General features: G+C 44.8%; 14 protein-coding genes. 10 read left to right on the plus strand and 4 right to left on the minus strand.

All coding sequences use genetic code 11. From position 1 onward, the window contains the following. Window positions 1–11: 11 nt before the first annotated feature. Window positions 12–2,252 (minus strand): GAF domain-containing protein, encoded by a 2,241-nt coding sequence (locus C7Y66_RS20450; RefSeq protein ID WP_106547007.1) that lies wholly within the window; start codon window positions 2,250–2,252, stop codon window positions 12–14. Between the two features lie 258 nt (window positions 2,253–2,510). Beyond that, window positions 2,511–4,415 (minus strand): PAS domain-containing protein, encoded by a 1,905-nt coding sequence (locus C7Y66_RS20455; RefSeq protein WP_106547008.1) that lies wholly within the window; start codon window positions 4,413–4,415, stop codon window positions 2,511–2,513. Between the two features lie 268 nt (window positions 4,416–4,683). Between C7Y66_RS20455 and C7Y66_RS20460 the strand changes: the two genes are divergently transcribed. Beyond that, window positions 4,684–5,550, plus strand: a complete 867-nt coding sequence (locus tag C7Y66_RS20460) for a branched-chain amino acid ABC transporter permease (protein ID WP_106167187.1) — start codon at window positions 4,684–4,686, stop codon at window positions 5,548–5,550. Between the two features lie 67 nt (window positions 5,551–5,617). Here the strand turns inward: C7Y66_RS20460 and C7Y66_RS20465 are convergent, their stop codons facing one another. Further along, window positions 5,618–5,770, minus strand: coding sequence for a photosystem I protein PsaX (locus C7Y66_RS20465; protein ID WP_106167186.1), 153 nt, complete (start codon window positions 5,768–5,770; stop codon window positions 5,618–5,620). Window positions 5,771–5,953: 183 nt separating this feature from the next. Then, entirely contained in the window at window positions 5,954–6,856 is a 903-nt protein-coding gene (gene lipA / locus C7Y66_RS20470) for a lipoyl synthase (protein WP_106547009.1), read from the minus strand. A gap of 21 nt (window positions 6,857–6,877) precedes the next feature. Here lipA and C7Y66_RS31245 point away from each other — a divergent pair, with 21 nt between their 5' ends. The 9 genes from C7Y66_RS31245 to C7Y66_RS20510 all read left to right on the plus strand — a co-directional run bounded on the left by C7Y66_RS31245 (window position 6,878) and on the right by C7Y66_RS20510 (window position 20,814). Further along, window positions 6,878–7,033: a hypothetical protein gene (locus tag C7Y66_RS31245; protein ID WP_158265965.1), complete on the plus strand. Its 156-nt coding sequence runs from the start codon at window positions 6,878–6,880 to the stop codon at window positions 7,031–7,033. 283 nt (window positions 7,034–7,316) lie between these two features. Beyond that, window positions 7,317–7,874, plus strand: coding sequence for a PleD family two-component system response regulator (locus C7Y66_RS20475; protein ID WP_106167184.1), 558 nt, complete (start codon window positions 7,317–7,319; stop codon window positions 7,872–7,874). 213 nt (window positions 7,875–8,087) lie between these two features. After that, window positions 8,088–9,482, plus strand: coding sequence for a cation:proton antiporter (locus C7Y66_RS20480; RefSeq protein ID WP_370143951.1), 1,395 nt, complete (start codon window positions 8,088–8,090; stop codon window positions 9,480–9,482). A gap of 542 nt (window positions 9,483–10,024) precedes the next feature. Next, the gene (locus C7Y66_RS20485; RefSeq protein WP_106547011.1) at window positions 10,025–12,040 is read left to right on the plus strand and encodes an N-acetylmuramoyl-L-alanine amidase; all 2,016 of its coding nucleotides are present in this window, start codon (window positions 10,025–10,027) and stop codon (window positions 12,038–12,040) included. Window positions 12,041–12,176: 136 nt separating this feature from the next. Further along, complete coding sequence (gene murI / locus C7Y66_RS20490) at window positions 12,177–13,058, plus strand: glutamate racemase (RefSeq protein ID WP_015152746.1); 882 nt, start codon at window positions 12,177–12,179, stop codon at window positions 13,056–13,058. A 915-nt stretch (window positions 13,059–13,973) separates the two neighbouring features. Then, entirely contained in the window at window positions 13,974–14,945 is a 972-nt protein-coding gene (sds, locus tag C7Y66_RS20495; RefSeq protein ID WP_015152743.1) for a solanesyl diphosphate synthase, read from the plus strand. Between the two features lie 376 nt (window positions 14,946–15,321). Beyond that, window positions 15,322–17,952: a sigma 54-interacting transcriptional regulator gene (locus tag C7Y66_RS20500; protein WP_233222768.1), complete on the plus strand. Its 2,631-nt coding sequence runs from the start codon at window positions 15,322–15,324 to the stop codon at window positions 17,950–17,952. 9 nt (window positions 17,953–17,961) lie between these two features. Continuing rightward, window positions 17,962–19,314, plus strand: a complete 1,353-nt coding sequence (locus C7Y66_RS20505) for an ATP-binding protein (protein ID WP_106547012.1) — start codon at window positions 17,962–17,964, stop codon at window positions 19,312–19,314. 81 nt (window positions 19,315–19,395) lie between these two features. Beyond that, window positions 19,396–20,814 carry a serine/threonine-protein kinase gene (locus C7Y66_RS20510; protein WP_106547013.1) on the plus strand — a complete coding sequence of 473 codons (1,419 nt, stop codon included), beginning with the start codon at window positions 19,396–19,398 and terminating at the stop codon, window positions 20,812–20,814. The last annotated feature ends 190 nt before the right edge of the window (window positions 20,815–21,004 follow it).

Below are 21,004 nucleotides of genomic sequence, written 5' to 3' on the forward strand. Positions count from 1 at the left end.
GTCACCAGCCACTACTCCCTGCTCCCTGGCAAATACAAAGTAAAACAACTACCACGCCGCAATTCTGAGCGAACGGTAATATCGCCCCCGTGTAGTTGAGCGAGGCGACGCGACAAGGCTAAACCCAGTCCCGTACCTTCATACTTCCGGTTCAAACCACTATCAACTTGGTGAAATGGTTGAAAAATTGCTTCACAATCTTCTAGCGCAATACCAATCCCAGTATCTATGACTGAGAATAAAATTTGTTGAGATGTTTGTTCAATGCGTAACGTAATCGAACCCGTATCTGTAAATTTGAGCGCGTTAGATAATAGATTGACTAGAATTTGATTCAAACGCCGTCGATCGGCAGTACAGGTTATTGCCTCAGAAGCGATCGCTAAATGAAATTCTAATCCCCGCTGCCGACAACGTTCTTGAAAAAGAGATAGACAAGCTTGTGCTATATCTTCAATGGATAAGGTTTCTGGGGTTAATTCTTCTTTTCCTGCTTCAATTTTAGTGAGGTCGAGTAAGTCATTGATCAGGTCTAACAAATGCTTGCCAGAGGTATGAATGCATTCAATATACTGCTTTTGTTTGGCATTTAACGAACCAAAAATTTGTTCCATTAATACGCCAGAAAAGCCTAAAATTCCCGTTAGAGGTGTCCGTAGTTCGTGGCTGATATTACTTAAAAATTCACTCTTAGCTCGATTGGCTGTTTCTGAAACCAATTTTTCTGCTTCTAATTCTTGAGTACGTTGTTGAACTAATTCTTCTAAACGCTCGTAACTTTGTGCATTATAGAGGGCGATCGCAGCTTGATCGGCAATTTGTTGCAATAAATAAATTTCTTCGTGAGTAAAAGTGCGATAAGTGTTAGTAGTCTGCAAAGATAGACCACCGAAAAGGCGATCGCGAATAAAAATTGGGACGCTCAAAACAGAACGAGTACTTGCTTGTTCTACTTGCATCTGTCTAATTCTCGTAGAAGGCAATTGAGAGTAGTCAGGAGCGTGAAAATAGCGCTGACAGTAAAAATCAGAGTCAGGATCTATCAGATCGATCCATTCTGATTTGGGAAATTGGAGGTTGAGCATTGAGTAAATGCGATCGCTGGCTCGCCACTCTTTCAAAATTTGCACTGAGTCTGTATCGACAGAAAAAATCAACAGTCGATCGACATCAAAACATTCACCAGTCAGTCTGACAATTTCTTGTAAAATTACATCTGGATCGAGGATAGAATTGAGTGCTTGACTAATCTGATTGAGAGTTTGCTGGCGGTGTAATTGCTGCTGTACTTGAGAAAATAATTGGACTTGATGAATGGCGATCGCGCACTGGTCGCTAATTGCTCCGACTAGAGAAATCTCTTGCTCCGTCCAATCTCGTTCTCGCTCGCATTGGTGCAGGATAATTCCACCCAGAAACGACTGACGATACAACAAAGGGGCGATAATCAAAGCGCGAATGTTACATTCTCCGGCAGCGTCTCTAACTGCCATAGAGACATTCTCATCCATATCGCGAACGATAACCATCTCTCCCCGCAGCAGTTTATCTTGATAAAAAGGGTAAAGAGAGCATTCATGTCCTAGTAGATGCTCCCGCTCTCTGGTCGCAGCGCTGATATGATAAATTCCCATTTGGGCTTGAGAATTGGGCTGAGAAATTAGGCAACGACTCAAACCTAAAGCTTGGTGTAGCATATCTGCTGTAATTTGCAGCACCTCATCCAATACCAAAGTTTCACGCATGGCGTGGACGATGTGATTGATAATTGCCTGTTGCTGCGCTTGGAGTTGAGTGCGGGCTGCGGCTTGCTGCTGTTGGCGACGAAGTTCAAATTCTTGCAGCGATCGCTTCAACACTACGGGTAGGCGAAACAACCGCTCTTTCATGACATAATCTGTCATGCCTGCTTTGATGCAATCAACTGCTGCCTCTTCTCCCAGACTGCCAGTCACCAGAATCAGTGGAATCTCATGCCCAGATGCCTGCAAAAGTTGCAACACCTGATATGCCGTAAACTGAGGTAACCGATAATCTGCCAAGATTGCATCGTAAGTTTGAGTTTGCAGCAGGTGCTGGCACTCACTCTGACTTTTGGCGATATCGTAGGTAAAAGCGATCTGGGCGGATTCAAGGGCAAGTATCATCAAATCGACATCTGCCTTTACGTCTTCTACGATTAACAGGTGAAGTTGCGCGGCAATTGACAATTCTTGCCGCTGCATAACCTGAGAATGCTCTAGAGTCTGCATAATTGGCTGAGCAGAGGGCGAGGACAGGGGTTTACATGGCAATAGCATCCAGTACGAACCAATACGGCGAATGACACCGATTCAGGTTTTAAAATCTAGTGATTTCACTACGTGGCTGCTGATTTCCAGAGCGTAACATGCATTTCAGTTATTGTCTGCTGCTGTGGTAGTCAAGATTACCTAAGACCCGATCTTGAGCGACTCTGCTTGGACGAATAACATCCTAGCTGGCGAAACTTCTACTCCGCTCTACTATCTTCAGGAAAGTCTAAATTTCATCAAAAAAGTAGCACCTTGTTGGGGTATGCTCTCAGCCCAAATTTTGCCACCGTGACGGTGAATGATGCGCTGGACGATCGCTAATCCAATACCCGTACCTTTAAATTCTTTTTGGGAGTGCAACCGCTGAAAGGCTCCAAACATTTGCTCGGCATATTCCATCTGGAAGCCTACCCCATTGTCTTTAACAAAAATTGTGGTGTTATCTCCTGGTAGCGTGCCAATTTCTATTCTGGCTGGTTGGCGATCGCCACTAAATTTCACCGCATTGTCAATTAGGTTGGCAAACACTTGTCGTAATAAGACTGGATCGCCGTCGATTGTGGGCAAGTCACCAACGATAAATTCGATCTGACGGTTTGCTGAAGTTTGACTTTTAATTAAGTCGATCGCTGCCTCAACCAATTCTCGCACGCTTACAGAAACCTGTGCTAAAGGTTGCCGTCCGGCTCTAGACAAAGCCAATAAACCATCAATCAACTGTGTCATCCTGATGCTGCTATCTTGAATAGTCTGGATGTAACTAGCAATTTTGGGATCGGCGATCGCCGCAGTAGACTCCAAACGCTGCGCCAAAGCATCGGCAAATCCGTGAATGTGGCGGAGTGGCGCGCGTAAGTCATGAGAAACGGAATACGCAAAAGCATCTAATTCCGCGTTCGCGCACTCCAATTGAGCCGTGCGTTCCCGCACTCGTTTTTCCAGAGTTTCATTCCACTGCTTGGTTTTGACTTCGGCTTGCTTGCGTTGAGTAATATCCTCTACTAGTCCCACAATTCGATAAACTTTCCCGGCGCGATCGTGAATTGGAAAGGCGCGAGAGAGTACACAACGCACCGAACCATCGGGGCGGACGATCCGAAATTCATGATTAAACTCCTCTAACAGCTTCGTCCCCAGGGGCTTTTGCTCCAAAACGGCAATTAACGCGGCACTATCTTCAGGATGGATTCCCGCCAGGAAAGACGATGGCTGAGCGTACAAACTTTCACAAGTCCGCCCCCACATTTGTTCGTAAGCTGGATTGACATAGAGAATCTGCGTGAGTCCAGGGGTAGACATCCACAAGACTTCGCGTAAATTTTCCGCAATTTGACGAAACTGTGCTTCGCTCTGCCGCAGTTGTTCTTCTACCCGTTGGCGTTCGGTCAGATCCAGACTGCCACCAAAAATTCGCAACGGATGCCCTCGCTCGTCCCTGACGATCAGCCCGCGTTCCCAAACATGAATATACTGACCGTAGCGATCGCGCAGGCGATATTCTGCCTCAAAATCATCACTATTACCAGCCAACGCCGAGGACAAAACAGCATAGGCTGGCGGAAAATCATCAGGATGAATGCGCTCGTGCCACCATGCAGCATCATTTGGAGCTTCCTCTGGTTCGTAACCTAAGACCTTGAGTAATCCTGGAGTTCTTTCGACTGCTTGAGTTTGCAAATCCCACTCATAAATCGTGGCATTAATCGCTGCTGCTCCCATGTGGAAGCGATCGTTTGCTCGGCGTAACTCTGCTTCTACATGGCGCAATTGGTTAAATTGTCGTTCTAGAGAATCTGCTAGTTCGTTAAAAGATTGTGCTAATTGTCTAATTTCTAATGGAGCATAACGTAATTTTGAAATGCTAACTCGAAAATTACCTTGCTCAGCCAATTGACGACTTGCTTGATTCAGAAGGCGCAACCAACGCCCCAGCACAACTTCAATTCCCACCCAGACGATCGCCATTGCCACCGTTGCGGCTAGCGTCAGTACCGTACACTCAAACTGAGGAACGCGATCGGCATTGTGAATGAAAAAGAACAGATATAACGGTAAAACAGCAAGGACAACTAGAAATACTAGGTGTATATGGAGAGTGTTAAAAGATTTAGACCCGAGCATTCACAAAAGTTGAATTTAAAAACATGAAATGAATGCACTTTACAAGAGGCAAGAGGCAAGAGGCAAGTCGTAGGGGCGGGTTTAGCAAAAGAATTGACAGTTGAGGCAATAAATCTTGACTCAAAACCCGCCCGTACAGCAGTTGCAATGCACAATTAATTAATCTCTCGCCACCAGCCACCAGCCACCAGCCACTTTGTTGCTTTTGTACAGGTTTTACCCATAACATCTCTACACTGATAACTGATAACTGATAACTGATACCTGTATGGACGCACAACTGGCTCAATTATTTGTTAATGGGGTAGCTGTAGGTAGCATTATTGCTTTAGCTGCGGTAGGACTGACGCTGACTTATGGCATTCTACGGCTGGCTAACTTTGCCCACGGCGATTTTATGACTTTGGGCGCTTATTTAACTTTGCTAGCCAATACGAGCGGCATTAATATTTGGCTCTCAATGTTACTCGGTGCAATTGGCACTGTAGCAGCAATGCTGATATCTGAAAAGCTGATCTGGTCAAATATGCGATCGCGGCGTGCCACTTCCACCACGCTCATTATTATTTCGATTGGACTCGCTTTATTTCTCCGTAATGGAATTATTTTAATCTGGGGTGGTAGTAACAAAAGTTACGATATTCCTACCAGTCCAGCCAGAGAAATTTTAGGAATCAGAATTCCCCAAAATCAACTTATAGTAATGCTTTTAGCAGTTATCGTTATTTTGGCGCTGCACTATCTATTACAAAATACGAAGATTGGCAAGGCGATGCGTGCTGTTGCTGACAACCTCGACTTGGCGCGTGTATCTGGGATTGATGTCGATCGCGTCGTACTTTGGACGTGGGCGATCGCTGGCAGCCTCACGGCTTTAGGTGGTAGCATGTACGGCTTGATTACAGCCGTCAGACCGAATATGGGCTGGTTTTTAATTTTGCCGATGTTTGCTGCCACAATTTTAGGTGGAATCGGCAACCCATACGGCGCGATCGCTGCTGCTTTGGTGATTGGCGTTACCCAAGAACTCAGCACTCCTTTCCTTGGTTCTCAATACAAACAAGGTGTAGGTCTGTTCATTATGATTCTGGTGCTGTTGATACGCCCGAAAGGATTATTCAAAGGTACGATTTGATTCGGCTAGGAAGTCAGTGACCGGCGATCGCTAGTCACTAGCCACCAACTGACTAGCCGCCAGACAACTATGGATTGATAACGTGGAAGTAAATAGCAGCTACCAGAATGTTACCTGCTAGCAGGATCAAGCTAACTATCGTCCGAAAAGGAAACGGAGCGTTAGCATTAGATTTAGCAACATCTTGACCGACAGTTGGTTTAGTTGCTTGAGCAGCCATAAGCTTTTCTCCTCAAAATAAGGGCATCTACAGAAATACCAAACAGCGGTACACCTTGCCTACTTCCGTTAAAAATATTTTTGTGAAACGAGTGACTAGTGGCTGGTGACTCGTGACTAGACAAAAGCGTTGACCCACTAGCCACTAGCCACCAGCCACTTTTAAGTGATAACTGGTCACTGGTCACTGTTCCCCCGCATGGTAGGAGCTACGCACCAAAGGCGCGGAACGGACGTGGCTAAACCCTAGATCGCGAGCGATCGCGCCTAATTCCTCGAATTCTTCGGGAGTCCAGTATTTTTGGACGGGTAGGTGTTCTAAGGAGGGGCGCATGTACTGCCCAATTGTCAAGCGATCGCAGCGGATTGCTCTAAGATCTGCCATCGTTTCAACAACTTCTTCTACTGTCTCCCCATGCCCCAACATTAACCCAGATTTTGTCGGAATACTCGGGTCGATTTCTTTAACTGCTTGCAGGACTTGCAACGAGCGATCGTATTTAGCTCCTCTTCTGACCCGTCCTTGCAGTCTTTTGACAGTTTCAATGTTGTGGTTATAACAAGCTGGTTTTGCCTCTACAACCGTAGCAATTCTCTCCCTTTGCCTTACGTCTCCCGCGCCCGTACCACCCCAAAAATCAGCAGTTAATACTTCAATTTGCGTTTGAGGACTGCGATCGCGAATTGCTGTCATGGTAGCAACAAACCAACTTGCTCCTTGGTCTGCCAAATCATCCCGCGCTACAGAAGTCAAGACGACATAGTGCAATCCTAGTGACTGCACAGCCTCTGCGACCTTCTGCGGTTCTTCTGGATCGAGTGGCATGGGTGCGTGACCTTTATCCACTTGACAAAAAGCACAAGACCTAGTGCAAGTTGGACCCATCAGTAAAAAAGTGGCTGTCTTTTGGGCGTAGCATTCGCCTCGGTTCGGGCAGCGTCCCTCCTCGCAAATCGTGTGAATCTGTCGCTGCTTAATAATTCTTTGAACTGTAGATAATTCGCTTGCCTTACCAATCGGTCGGCGCAGCCATGACGGTAAAGCCTCAATTTCCGACTTGAACTCAGAACGAGAAGATAGAGTCATATATTCAGTGACCAGTGACCAGTGACCAGTGACCAACTTCCATTATTAACTACTAATCACCAATTCCCCATTACCGACTACCAATTACCAATTACCCTTTTGATAGACAATTTGCCGACCGAAAATTTACCGAACTATATCTATTTAAGGAAAATTTTGCGATCGCGCAATCAGTAAAAATTCCCTTGGAGACAAAACGCGAACAGCGTTAGGTTTAGTTCGTAGTTTTGTTGTGCAAGGTTAGCTAGAAAAGCATGTTACTGGTGTATTCCAGGTGGCTTTTACTCTCACTTACGTGTTTCAATTGAGCGAGTTCGAGATGTTGGCGATCGAGAATTTAAATTTACAGTTAACTAATATCTGCCGCACTCATTTTCTAGACTGCACAACCAGATATTCTCGCCTTTAAATCGTATTTTTCCATCTTATTCCCTTAAAATTCATTGCCGAGGAGTCAGTTGTGGCAAGTAACAAAATCGTAGTTATCGATGACAGTCGCGTAATTCGGATGCGCGTCAAAGAAATGTTGCCACCTGGCAACTTTGATGTTTTAGAAGCAAAAGATGGTTTGGAAGGACTCAACTTAATTCGTCAAGAACGACCGAACCTGATTATGCTTGATTTTTTGTTACCTAAACTCAGCGGCTGGGAGGTGTATCAGCAAATCCAACAAAATGCCGAACTCCAAAAAATTCCTTTAGTCTTAATGTCGGGACGCAAAGAAGAAGTTGTCGAGAAAATTCCAGAGCCATTCGAGTATTTTGAATTTATTCCTAAACCGTTCGAGCAAAAAGATTTAATTGGCGCAATTAAAGCGGCAATGGTGAAGTCAAAACTGCCGCGCCAAGGAGGAGCAACAGCACCAGTAGCGCCACAGGTGGCTGCAACAGCAACTGGAACCAGCACATCATCATCCGATCTGCAAGCTTTGAATGGAAAAATTGCTGCTATGCAGGCAGATATAGAACGGTTAAAACAGCAAATGGCGCAAGTCATGGCTGTGCTGGCTAGAAAATAACCTATAAGTTAGGTTTGAGCAGTTAGCTTTGACGACTGCTGAAGAAAACATACCTGGTAGCGATCGCTGCCAGGTATATTTTTTGGTCATTAGCCATTGGTTGTTATTCTCTCCTCTGCTCTCTGCTCCCTACTCCCTGTTAACTGTTAACTGACAACTGATAACTGACTCCCCAAAACTAGTAAATTGAAAAGGATGATTTTTGGACAGCTAATGGAGTTAGATGGTTTTAGCTGGGTAAGTAATTTTACTCTGTGGGGATCTACGCCTTTACTGCTAACTGCGCCAGAAGCAGAGGCAAATAGTGCTTTGGTGCTAGCAGGAGTGCTGCTAAGTTTGGTCGTCATTTACTTTGCTAGCAAAGTGGGTGGAGAAATCTCTAACCGCTTTGGTTTACCTCCAGTTTTAGGCGAACTGGTGGGTGGTGTCATTGTCGGAGTTTCTGCCTTACATCTATTGGTGTTTCCAGAAGGTGGGGCTGATGCTACGAGTTCTCTGATTATGAATTTCCTTCAAACTACCGCAGGACTAGCACCGGAGGAAGTCGCTCCCACTTATGCCGCTCAAAGCGAAGTGATTTCAGTTTTGGCTGAGTTGGGTGTGGTGATCCTGCTGTTTGAAATTGGGCTGGAATCAAATTTAAAAGAATTAATGGCAGTCGGTATCCAAGCGGCTGTGGTGGCTTGTGTAGGGGTAGCCGTGCCGTTTGGTGCAGGTACGGCAGGGTTGATGATATGGTTTGGTGTACCTGCCGTGCCTGCGATTTTTGCTGGTGCTGCCTTGACTGCAACGAGTATTGGTATTACTTCCAAAGTCTTGTCGGAACTGGGAACTCTCAACTCAAGAGAAGGTCAAATTATCTTAGGAGCCGCCGTAATTGATGATGTACTAGGTATCATCGTGCTGGCAGTGGTGGCAAGCTTGGCGAAAACTGGCGAAGTGGACGTGGGTAATGTCATTTATCTGATTATTAGTGCCACTGGTTTTTTGTTAGGGGCAATTCTACTTGGCAATGTTTTCAACAAAACCTTTGTTACAGTTGTCGATCGCCTCAAGACGCGCGGTGAATTAGTCATCCCAGCTTTTATCTTTGCTTTTGTCATGTCATACTTAGCTGCGGCAATCCATCTAGAGGCGATTTTAGGAGCATTTGCCGCTGGTTTAGTGCTAGACGAAACTGATAAGCGCAAAGAACTTCAGAAACAAGTCGTACCGATCGCGGATATGCTCGTTCCCATCTTTTTTGTCACTGTAGGGGCAAAAACCGACTTGGGAGTTCTCAATCCCGCCGTTCCCAGTAACCGCGAGGGGTTGATTATTGCTATCTTTCTGATTGCTGTGGCAATCGTCGGTAAAGTTGTCACGGGTGCTGCCGTCTTCGGACAACCTGGCATCAATCGTTTAGCGATCGGGGTAGGCATGATTCCTAGAGGCGAGGTAGGACTAGTATTTGCTGGTGTTGGTTCTGCAAGCGGCGTTCTTTCTAAACCACTAGAAGCTGCCATTATCATGATGGTGATTCTTACCACATTTTTAGCACCCCCCCTCTTGCGTTTCGTCTTTCCCCCCACCACTGCTGTAGGAGGTGAACCAGAAACTCCCGTGTAGTAAGACAAGGAGGACAGGAGGACAAGGAAGAAATTCAATTCCACAAGCCAAAATCATAAATTTCCCTCACTCCTCACTCCTCGCTCCTCACTCCTGAAATTTGTAAATTTTGATGTACTTTTATCGTTCTGTTACGGGCAAACTGCGATCGCAGCCGCAAGATGCGGTACTAAATTAAAAAACGCGATCGGATAAGGAGGGTCAAGAAACTATTAGCATTTGAAAAATTATGCATTACACTACTGAAATCTTCTGCTACTCAGTTAAATTTTTCTGAAAATCAATGGCTCAATTGAGATAAATTAATCGATCGCTTGTTGGTGTGAGCGGACTGCAATGGGAATACTTATATGAAGCGCGAATCGTCAAATTTGATGAGAAGCATTTCACATTATGTTTAAATCTAGTTTCAACCATTATTGGAGGACTCAGGTATACTCATGGTCGGCATTGGCTCGACACTGCGGGATCGGATGGAGTGAAACAGCGCCAACAGAGGAGACGTTGACAGCTGGGATGCATGCGCATAAGGAGAAAGCACCGTGAAATTATACTGGCTTTTACCCAGTACTTTAGGCATTTTTCTAATCTCGTCTCCTACTGAGGCGGCGAGTCTGAAATCGTGGCATTTTAATGCCAAACAAAATCGACTGGAAATCAAAACAGAAGGCAAAGTTCAACCCAGAGCAAAGCTGGTATTTAACCCCACGCGCCTAGTGATTGACTTGCCGGGGACAGCTCTGAAGCGAACGACAGTCAAACAGAAAGCGGGTGGAGCGTTTCGCGCTCTCCGAATTGGACAGGTTGACCAAAAAACGACGCGGATTGCGCTCGAACTCAGTCCAGAGTATAGTCTCGACCCTAACCAGGTAAAGGTTCGCGGTGCTTCTCCCAGTCATTGGTTGGTGCAATTGCCGCAGCCAGAAAAAATTGCTAGCTCGTCTCCCGCTCCTGCACCGCAGTCGTCAGATGAGTCTGCGTCCTCAGAATCTCCGCAGCCACCTGTGGAGCCACCAGCTGCGACTACGCCTCCAGAATCTCCACAGCCACCTGTGGAGCAGCCAGCTGCGACTACTGCACCTTTGACGATCGCAGCGCCAAGACCATTAGAAGCAGCGCCTTTATCCAATCCTAGTCCTGCTGTCTCTCCACCCAGGCAGTATTTACGGCGCACCAGTGGTACTACTGCGCCAGCCACGCCTACTCCATCTGTCAACGGCTTGCAAGTACAAGGCGTTCGTGCTACGGGTGATGGCTTTTTTATCCGTACTGTTGGCACTGGCAAGCTCGATGTTAATGTCGATCGCAACTCCGATGGGGACAAAGACAAAATTATTGTCGATCTCAAAGGTGCAAGTTTAGCACCTAATTTCTTGCCCCCAAGGGCATTTAGCCGTTTTGGGGTGAAAAAGATTGTCCTCAGTCAAGCTCAGTCCGAGCAGCCTATAGTCCGCCTCACGATGGAAGTCGATCGCGATAGCCCTAACTGGCGGGCAATGGTGAGTCGATTTGGCGGTCAGTTGGGCAATCAATTCGGTGGAGTCGTTTTACTTCCGAGTCGAAATCGGTATACGGATCGCGCTAGTACAGAGCGACGCAACAGAACGACAGAATTAGCCACAATTGAATCGGTGGACTTGCGGGGCGATCGCCTCTACGTCAAAGGCGATCGAACTTTAGTCTATGCCAGTGGTTGGGATCGGTCGTCTGCTGCCTACAGCATTACTATTACCAATGCCCAATTAGCTAGAACGGTACAGGGACCAACTTTAGATACCAATAGCCCAGTTTTAAGGGTGCGCTTGCGGCAGACCGATCCGCGCACGGTTACGATTCTAGTCCAGCCAGCGGCGGGAATACGAGTGGGAGAGGTCGAGCAACCCAGCCCAGAGTTTCTCTCGCTAGATTTAAAGCGCTCGTCGATGGTTCTAGTCCCGCCATCCTCTCCAACGACTAATCCTTCAATTTCCGTTCCGCCGCCAGTACCCGCAGCACCACCTCGAGCCCGCGATCGCAATGGGAAAACAATCGTTGTCATTGACCCAGGACATGGTGGTAAAGATCCAGGGGCAGTTGTAGGAGGAGTGCACGAAAAAGATATCATTCTGCCAATTAGCAATCGAGTTGCTCAGATATTGGAACAAAATGGCGTTCATGTCGTGCTGACGCGGGATAGCGACTATTTTGTAGGGCTACAAGGACGGGTAGATATCGCCGAGCGAGTAAATGCCGACTTGTTCGTCAGCATCCACGCTAATTCCTTGCCTACGCGCCCAGATATCAGCGGTTTGGAGACTTATTATTTTGATAGCGGCTACAATCTAGCCGTGACAGTTCACAATGCTATGTTGCGAAATGTTCCAAATCTTCGCGATCGCCGCGTGAGAAAGGCTAGATTTTACGTCCTACGCAAGAGTTCTATGCCAGCTGTTTTGGTAGAAACTGGGTTCATGACAGGGAAACATGACGCACCGCGTTTGAAAACGGCTGCTTATCAAAATCAACTGGCAGAAGCGATTGCTCAGGGTGTTCTTCAGTACATTAAACAACAACGTTGACACTACGGTAATGTCAGTGTTAATTATCAACTTGACGGATGGGTTTGCGTTGCTGGTTGCCGCTTTTGCTAATACCAGTTAACAAACTTACCCATAGGTTCTGTGCTAAGCATAATTAACGGGTTAAGCTCGAACTGTGTTTTATTCCTATCTTTCTATCAATAATCCTTCCGATTTTCCCAGTCGAGAACCCCAACAATCGCCAATTGGCGTATTTGATAGTGGTGTGGGTGGTCTTACTGTTTTAACTCAGCTGTATCGGCAGCTACCAAACGAATCTATTTTATACTTTGGCGATACGGCTCGCCTACCCTACGGCACGCGATCGCCAGCCGAGATCGTACAATTTACTCGCGAAATCCTCTGCTGGATGCAACAGCAGCAGGTAAAAATGGTCGTGATGGCTTGTCACACGGGTTCCGCTCTAGCTTTAGAGACGGTGCGGTGGGAATTTCCGTTTCCCATTTTGGGTGTGATTTTACCTGGAGCAAAGGCGGCGGTAAAACAAGGTAAACGCATCGGTGTAATTGCAACTCCAGCAACTGCTGCTAGCAACGCTTTTCCACAGGCAATTCAAGAAATTGATAGTACTGCTAAAGTCTGGCAAGTCGGTTGTCCCGAATTCGTGCCTCTGATCGAAGATAATCGGATCAACGAGCCATACACTAAAGAGGTAGCACGGCGCTATCTGGCTCCCTTAATTCAGCAGCAAATCGATACTCTGATCTACGGCTGTACCCACTATCCTCATTTATCACCCGTGCTGCGATCGCTTTTACCTAACAGCATCAAGCTGGTCGATCCGGCAATTCACGTTGTCAAAGCCGTAGCTTGCGAACTCGATTTACTAGGACTGCGAAATAATTTACCACCGATGCCAACTCGCTTTTGTGTCAGCGGTTGCCCCCAGCAGTTTATCCAGTCCTCCGTCCGATGGCTGGGTTATGCTCCTGTGGTGGAAAAAGTTAATTTAGAAACAGTCCTTACTCCCAGTTATCCCCTAGAACTTTTGGACTAGAGACGTTTGTAGAGACGTTACATGTAACGTCTCTACACGGTCATTGGTCGCTGGTCGCTGATAGTTGACCCAACCCTTCCTCTTTAGGAGTAGAGATGTCCCGAGTCTCGGGATTTTTTACCTGCCTTTGCGCTAACAGTAGTAAAAGGTAAACAGTCAATAAATAACCAGTTGCCAAGCAAGGAATAATCATGGGTACGTTGCCGTAAGTCATTGTGCCGCCAGCGAGTCAAGAAAGAGAAATAATGTTTAGAAAATAAGACAGCGCAAAGCATCGACCAAAAGCAGCTTTTGGCAGTTTCCACGTCGCAATAAGTTCCTACCAGTCAGTCAAACGAATGCCTCGCCAGCTGCTGGTTTCCTCACTGTTTTCCGCACACCACTAACTTAATTTCCGAGATTATCTCTCTATTCAAAACCTTTAAGCGCTAGCAGGTCTACCAAACAAAATTAACTGACTGGCACTTAAAAGTTTCGGAACGATGCCGAGGTTCTGGGTTGCGTTTGGGTATGCTCACCTAATCGACTCAGCCGATCTCGTTACCTCTTGGCAACTTGCTCGACTGTGTTGAATTTGTGAATTGGTTTAAATGCTTCAGTATCTAGGCTAACACATGAATCTAGACTTTTAGTCACTCATGTTGCCTCTAAATTGAAAATCAACGATCGGATAGAGAAATCTTGGGTAAATTTACTGAACTTGGGAAGGATGACTTTGACAAAGCGAAGTTTTTCTAAGTCTTTTTGCTTAATTGTAGCTAAGGCTACGACAATTTTTTGCAGGAGATGCATTAGGGCGATCGCGACGATTGCGAAAAATTACATTTACCAAAACTTCCCCCTTGCCGAGGCTTAGCTTAAAATGAGTACAGAATATGTAAAATTTCGTAAAAAACTATTAGAGTCAGCTCCTTCATGACATCAGCGACTTCCCTATTTTCTCCAGTTGAAGCAGACCTGCGTATACTGTCAGAGAACCTAATAGAACTAGTAGGAACTCGTCATCCCATCCTCTCCGCCGCAGCAGAGTACTTGTTTGGAGCTGGAGGAAAGCGGGTGCGACCAGCAATTGTTTTGCTGATGTCGCGGGCGACGATGCTAGATGAGGATATTACTCTCCGTCACCGCCGACTTGCGGAAATTACGGAGATGATCCATACGGCAAGTCTAGTACACGACGACGTAGTAGATGAAGCTCCAATGCGGCGCGGCGTTCCTACCGTCCATAGCTTGTTTGACAACCGGATTGCCATCTTAGCAGGCGACTTTTTATTCGCTCAGGCTTCGTGGCATTTAGCCAACTTAGACAATCTGGAAGTGGTCAAACTGCTTTCGGAAGTGATTATGAACTTCGCCACAGGCGAGATTCAGCAGGGAATGACTCGATTCGATACCGCAATGACGATTGAAGCTTACTTAGATAAAAGCTATTACAAAACAGCTTCTTTGATTGCTAATAGCTCTAAGGCTGCGGGTATACTCAGTGGCGGCTCAAAAGAAATTGTCGATCGCATGTATGGCTACGGTCGTCACTTAGGTTTAGCATTCCAAGTCGTGGACGATATTTTGGACTTTACAGGCTCGACAGAAGTGTTGGGTAAGCCAGCCGGATCGGATCTCAAAAGCGGTAATTTAACCGCACCCGCTTTGTACGCTCTGGCAGAAAAGCCTTATCTTGAAGTCTTAGTCGAACGGCGATTCGAGCAAGAAGGGGATCTAGATGAAGCTTTGGCATTAATCAAAGATAGTCAAGGCATTCAAAAAGCTAGAGAGTTAGCCTCTTACCACGCTAACCAAGCAGTAGAGTGTATCGGTTATCTTCCAGTTTCAGAGTCTCGACAAGCCTTGATTAATATGAGCGATTACGTGTTGAATCGATTGTATTAAATGGGGAGTAGAGAGTTGTAGAGACGCTACATGTAACATCTCTACAACTCTTCCTTAGTCCCTCTGCTAGCGGCTACGGCTGAAGAAAATAGCGGCGATAATGATGAAGCCTAAAAGCATCAAAGGAACCCAGAGATTGGGGAGATCTGAGCTGCTCATGTTAGAAGATTTACAAATAGCTGATAGTGGTTTGGGCAGTTGGGAACATTCTCTATGAAAATAGATAACGCCGATTGGGGTAGTAGGGAAAGACAACGGCAGGAATAAAAGAATTTCAAAACATACAATTCATCGTATCCTTGAGGCATAAGGGCTGTCGAGCTAGTAGGTCTGTGTAGAGCCACGGAACGTCTCGACTCGTCACAATGAATGAAGTATGGCAAAACAGGGGGATACGATGTCTCCAGATTTACTCATCTGGCTGCAAGAGCGAACGGCGCTATCGGTGCTATCGTCAGAAGTATTAAATGCGATCGCCCAAGTTGCTGTAGAACGAGTCATCCCCGCTAACGAGCGTTTAGTTGTAGAAGACACTGACCCAGAAGCGCTTTATATTCTGCAACAAGGTCGCTTGGAGAGTAAACACACTAATTCGACTAGTTCCGTATGGGCGACTAGTTTGCTTCCTGGGTCAGTCATTAATCTCCAAGAGTTAATCTTAGAACAGCCAGTGCAAAGAACGGTGACTGCCTTGACAGAATGTCACTTATGGGCAGTGGCAACGGCAGAATTTCAGCAGATTGTCGGACAATACCCCGAAATCTTTCAAACGATTTCGCGCCAGCTAGCGCAAGAATTAAGCCAATTAACTTCAGCACTATCATACGAACAAGAACGAGCGATCGCCCTGCGCCCGTATTTGGTTACTAAAGTCAAGCGCGGTATCATCGGTACGAGTCGTTATGCGGTGCGGCTGCGTCAAGAAATTAGAGAAGCAGCTAATAATCAAAAATCAATTCTCATTTTTGGCGAACCAGGATTAGAAAAAGATAATATCGCTACCCTAATTCATTTCAGTTCTCCTCAACGCCGTCAGCCGATTATTAAGGTTAACTGCAATTTATTGCAAACCAGCGGTGCAGATCTTTTCGGTCGTGTTGGTGGAAAGCCAGGGTTGCTGGAGTGGTTGGGTGAAGGAACGCTGGTTTTGAATAATACTCAAGAGTTGCCCGTGGAATTAGTGCCGAAAATCGCGCAATTGCTGCAAACTGGTACTTATCAACCTATCAGCCGTTCTGAAGATGCACCAGAAGTCACTCGTACGAGTAAAGCGCGGATTTTAGCAATTGCAGAACGGACTCAACCCGCGATCGCGCGTTGTATTGGACAAACAATTAAAGTACCGCCACTACGGGTACGAAAAGCCGACATTAAAGCTCTAGTAGAATATTACATCAGTTTGTACACTCGCAGCGAGGGATTAGCCAAATCGAAAATTGCCCCCGAAGCCTTGCGTCGCCTGCAATCTTATGATTTTCCTGGCAACTTGAAAGAGTTACAAAGTTTAGTCGAACGGGCGCTCGTACAGTCGGGAGAAGAAACTGAGTTAACGGAAGAAATTTTTTGGTCGGCACAAACGAAGAAAAAACAATTTCGCGTCAACGTATTAAATATTTACCCTAGTTTACGGCGATTTCTGCGCAGTTCTTGGTATCCCGACCGGATTAACTATGGCTTTACCTTGTGGTTTTTTGCCTTCATTGTCATTATCTTATTTGTTGGTCCTCAACAGCGAGATCGAAATTTCGCCTTAAATATGTTTTGGGCTTGGTGGTGGCCCCTCGTATTGTTGGGTTTTCCGTTTGTGGGTAGGTTATGGTGTGCGGTGTGTCCGTTTATGATTTACGGCGAAGTCACGCAAAAGTTATCTCAATGGTTGTTTCCAGGGCGAAAGCTGAAACAGTGGCATCGAGAACCAGCAGAAAAGTGGGGTGGATGGTTTTTATTCGGTTTATTTACCTTGATTTTTCTGTGGGAAGAACTGTGGAATCTAGAAAATACAGCCTATCTTTCTAGCTGTTTATTACTATTAATTACAGCTGGAGCCATGATTTTCTCAGCAATTTTTGAACGGCGGTTTTGGTGTCGCTATTTGTGTCCGATTGGCGGCATGAATGGTTTATTTGCTAAGTTATCGATGACAGAATTGAGAGCGCAGCAAGGAACTTGTTCGGCAGAATGTACGACGTATCAATGTTACAAGGGTGGTCCTCAAAAGGGTGAGGGCATGGAAACCAATGGTTGTCCTTTGTATTCTCATCCGGCGCAGTTGGAAGATAATCGAGATTGCGTATTGTGCATGACTTGTTTAAAAGCTTGTCCGCATCGTTCGGTTGAGTTTAATTTACGTCCGCCAGGGATTGAGTTGTGGACAACTCACATCCCTCATAGTTACGAAGTCGCATTGTTATTATTGCTATTGGGTGGAATTTTCTTACATCGCTTACCAGAAATCCAAACTAGTTTGGGTTTAAGAATTGATTTAACACAATTTTTTCCTCATTTAGGTTTATCTTTGTTGGTTTTGTTGGTTCCGACTGGGTTTGTTTTTGTGGTTTATGGTTTGATGCGATCGCTTTTTTGGATGAGGAGTTATGTCGCGCAAAGTCGCATTAGCCGCAGGCGAAGCGAAGCGTTAGGCGCAAAGGATACAAAAGATTTTTTGCGTTTTAAGCCTAAGCCGTTTGTGGAGTTGGTATATGGGTATTTACCGTTGATTTTAGGGGGAAGTTTGGCGCACTATCTGCGTTTGGGTTTGGGGGAGGCGGGACGAATTTTACCCGTGACTTTTGCGACTTTTGGTTTGAGTGGGGCGGGATTACCTGTGGTGGTGGCGCATCCAGCCGTGATTGCATTTTTACAGGGAACAACGCTGATTTTTTCTGTATTACTGACAGTGGTATTGACTCAGAAAATTGCGCGTCAACCGTTTCGGCTGTTGCTACCGCAGCATCTAGGGTCTGTAATTATTGCTGCTAGTATTTGGGCGATTGTTGTGGGGAGATAGCGCCGAAACATGGATACTCAAACGAACTCATCTTTTGAATTTTTACAACTCCAAGCAGCTTCTTTACTAATATATCAATCTGTTTTAACAGATGAGGTAGGACAGGCTTTTCTTAATTTACTACGTTCTTTACGCCAAATCGATTTATTACAGTCATTGCGACACAGCGAGGTAGATGAATTAGGATGCGTTCGCGCTTATGGAAATTATTTTAAGGCGATCGCATCTCGAAACCAATCTTGGCAAGATTATTTGATCGGTCAAATTCTGATTGATGATAACCCCTTCTCGCGCCAAGCCCAAAATACCGATTTAGCAGATTTACCACCATCTTTAATCGCCGCCGTACAGCAGGATTTGCAAGCTTTACAAAGCCTCTATCAGTATAGTAGCGAACAGTTAATTCAGTGGGTACAAGCCGCAGCTAAATTAAATGTACCTCCGGTAGCTTGGACTGATATACCTACAAAAATAGCCACAGAAATAACTGGCGATCGCACTGTTTACTACAGTATTTACCACAAATTATCACAACTCGACAACTGGGCAGATATCCTAACAGATTTAGCTGCATACTATCGTCAATATGGTACGGGTATCTTTGCTAAATATCGGGCGTTACGCTGGCAGTCAGGACAACTTATCGGTATTCCCTATGCCGATCCAGTGCAGTTACAGCAGTTGGTAGGATACGAATATCAACGGGATACTTTGAAAAAAAATACAGAATTTTTGCTAGCAGGTTATCCCGCCCTACATGTTTTACTTTACGGTAGTCGCGGTTCGGGTAAATCTTCTTTGGTAAAGGGATTGTTACATGAATATGGCGATCGCAATTTACGTTTAATTGAAGTCGCTAAATCAGATTTGGTAGCTTTACCTACAATTGTCGAGCAACTGCGGGGCGTACCGCAAAAGTTTATTATTTTTGTTGACGATCTTTCATTTGAAGAAGACGACGATGCTTTTAAAGCTTTGAAGGTTGTTTTAGAGGGGAATATAACAGCCCGTCCTCAGAATGTTGTCGTCTATGCGACTTCTAACCGCCGTCATTTGGTCAGAGAAATGTTTGGCGATCGCCCCCGTCCGAGTCAAAATGAAGAAGTCGGAGTGTGGGACACGGTACAAGAGAAACTGTCATTTAGCGATCGCTTTGGTTTAACTTTAACTTTTGAACCAGCAAATCAAGATACCTATTTACATATCGTGCGACATTTAGCAACTCTAGCCAATATAAGTATTTCCCAGGCAGATTTAGATTACCGTGCTTTACAATGGGCGACTAGACATAATGGACGTTCTGGACGCACGGCAAGGCAATTTGTAGGCTTTTTGCAAGCTGAATTGCAGTTGGGCAGTTGAAAGTAAATTTTAAAGTATTTTTACGGTCGAATAGTCGCGTTAGTAAAGCTATAAAAGCTGTAAGAATTTACAGTATTAGCAATGTCCGGTCAAGAATTAGAAGAATTTCAGCCAGAAATTATTGGGAATCGTTATGAAGTTCAGCAGCAACTCGGTAAAAAAGCAGGACGACGAACTGTATTAGCAAAGGATATTCAAACGCAAGCATTAGTCGTTGTTAAAATTCTAACTTTTGGTGATGATTTTGTTTGGGAAGATTTAAAATTATTTGAGCGAGAAGCTGAAACTCTGAAAAATTTATCTCATCCTGCCATTCCTCAATATTTAGATTATTTTGAATTAAATTCAACTGTTAGTAAAGGATTTGCTTTAGTTCAAAGTTATATTGAGGCAAAATCTTTAGAAGAACAACTGAAATCTGGGCGTAGTTTTAGCGAAACTGAAGTTCAACAGCTAGCAAAAGAAATTTTATCGATTCTTAAGTATCTGCACGCCCAAAAACCGCCTGTCATTCATCGCGACCTGAAACCGAGTAATATTCTTTTAGGCGATCGTTCTGGTAATAGCGTCGGACAAGCTTATTTAGTTGATTTTGGTTCCGTACAGACGCTAGCCAATAAAAGTATTGGTACGATGACTGTAGTAGGAACGTATGGTTATATGCCCCCAGAACAATTTAGCGGTAGGGCAAATCCTGCATCCGATCTTTATAGTTTAGGTGCAACTTTAATCTACCTTGTTACAGGACAGCATCCCGCAGATTTACCCCAGATAGATTTAAGAATTGATTTTGAATCTGTGGCAAATGTTAGCCCTAGATTTTGTCATTGGCTGAAAAGAATGACAGAACCGATTGTGAGTAAACGTTTTGCTTGTGTAGAAGAAGCACTGACGGCTTTAGAAAATATAGATAGGGCAGTTATCAACCCAATTAATAGTAAGATTAATAATTTAAGTTTGAGAAAACCTACTGGTAGTAAGATTGCACTGCACAAAAATTCCGAAACACTAGAAATTATTATTCCAGCAGCAGGTTTTTTTTCGTTTGTTCCATATATCCATCTTATTTATTTAGTTGTTATTTTTAACCTCACCAGATTTTTTCTATATATTTCAAGCTTAAACGGTCATCCTTGGATACTGGAATTACTAATTTTTGCTAGTATAGGTTACGGAATTTATTTTTTCTTACAACTGTGCTTAAGCCTATTTGGTAGAATGCATCTTCGCATCACGCATCAATTTATTGCTTTGGCTTACAAACTATTCAATATTCGGCTTTATAGTCCTTCTCAAAGCCCTACACAAAATATTTTACGGCTTGAGTGCATTAATCGTGCGTATAACCCTCATCCTTACATTGTCATTTGGGCAGGAATGCAAAAATATCAGCTTTCTAATAAAGTCTATATGACAAACTTTCCTCTATCTCCTGTAGAAATAGAGTGGTTGGCAGAAGAACTAAGCAATTGGTTAAGTTTACCAATTGTAAGAGATTAATTTTAGCTCTATAATATTCTAATTCTATAGTAGAGACGTTACATGTAACGTCTCTACACTGGAAACATTCACAAATCAATTTGGATTGCTATATCCATTTGTTTTTAAAAGCATTTAATGTACATCGATGTAGTAGGGTGGGCAATGCCCACCCGATCGGGTTATTTTCGCTAAAATACAAGAACTAAAG

The organism is Chroococcidiopsis sp. CCALA 051 (genome assembly GCF_003015105.1).
Classification (GTDB): Bacteria; Cyanobacteriota; Cyanobacteriia; order Cyanobacteriales; family Chroococcidiopsidaceae; genus Chroococcidiopsis; species Chroococcidiopsis thermalis.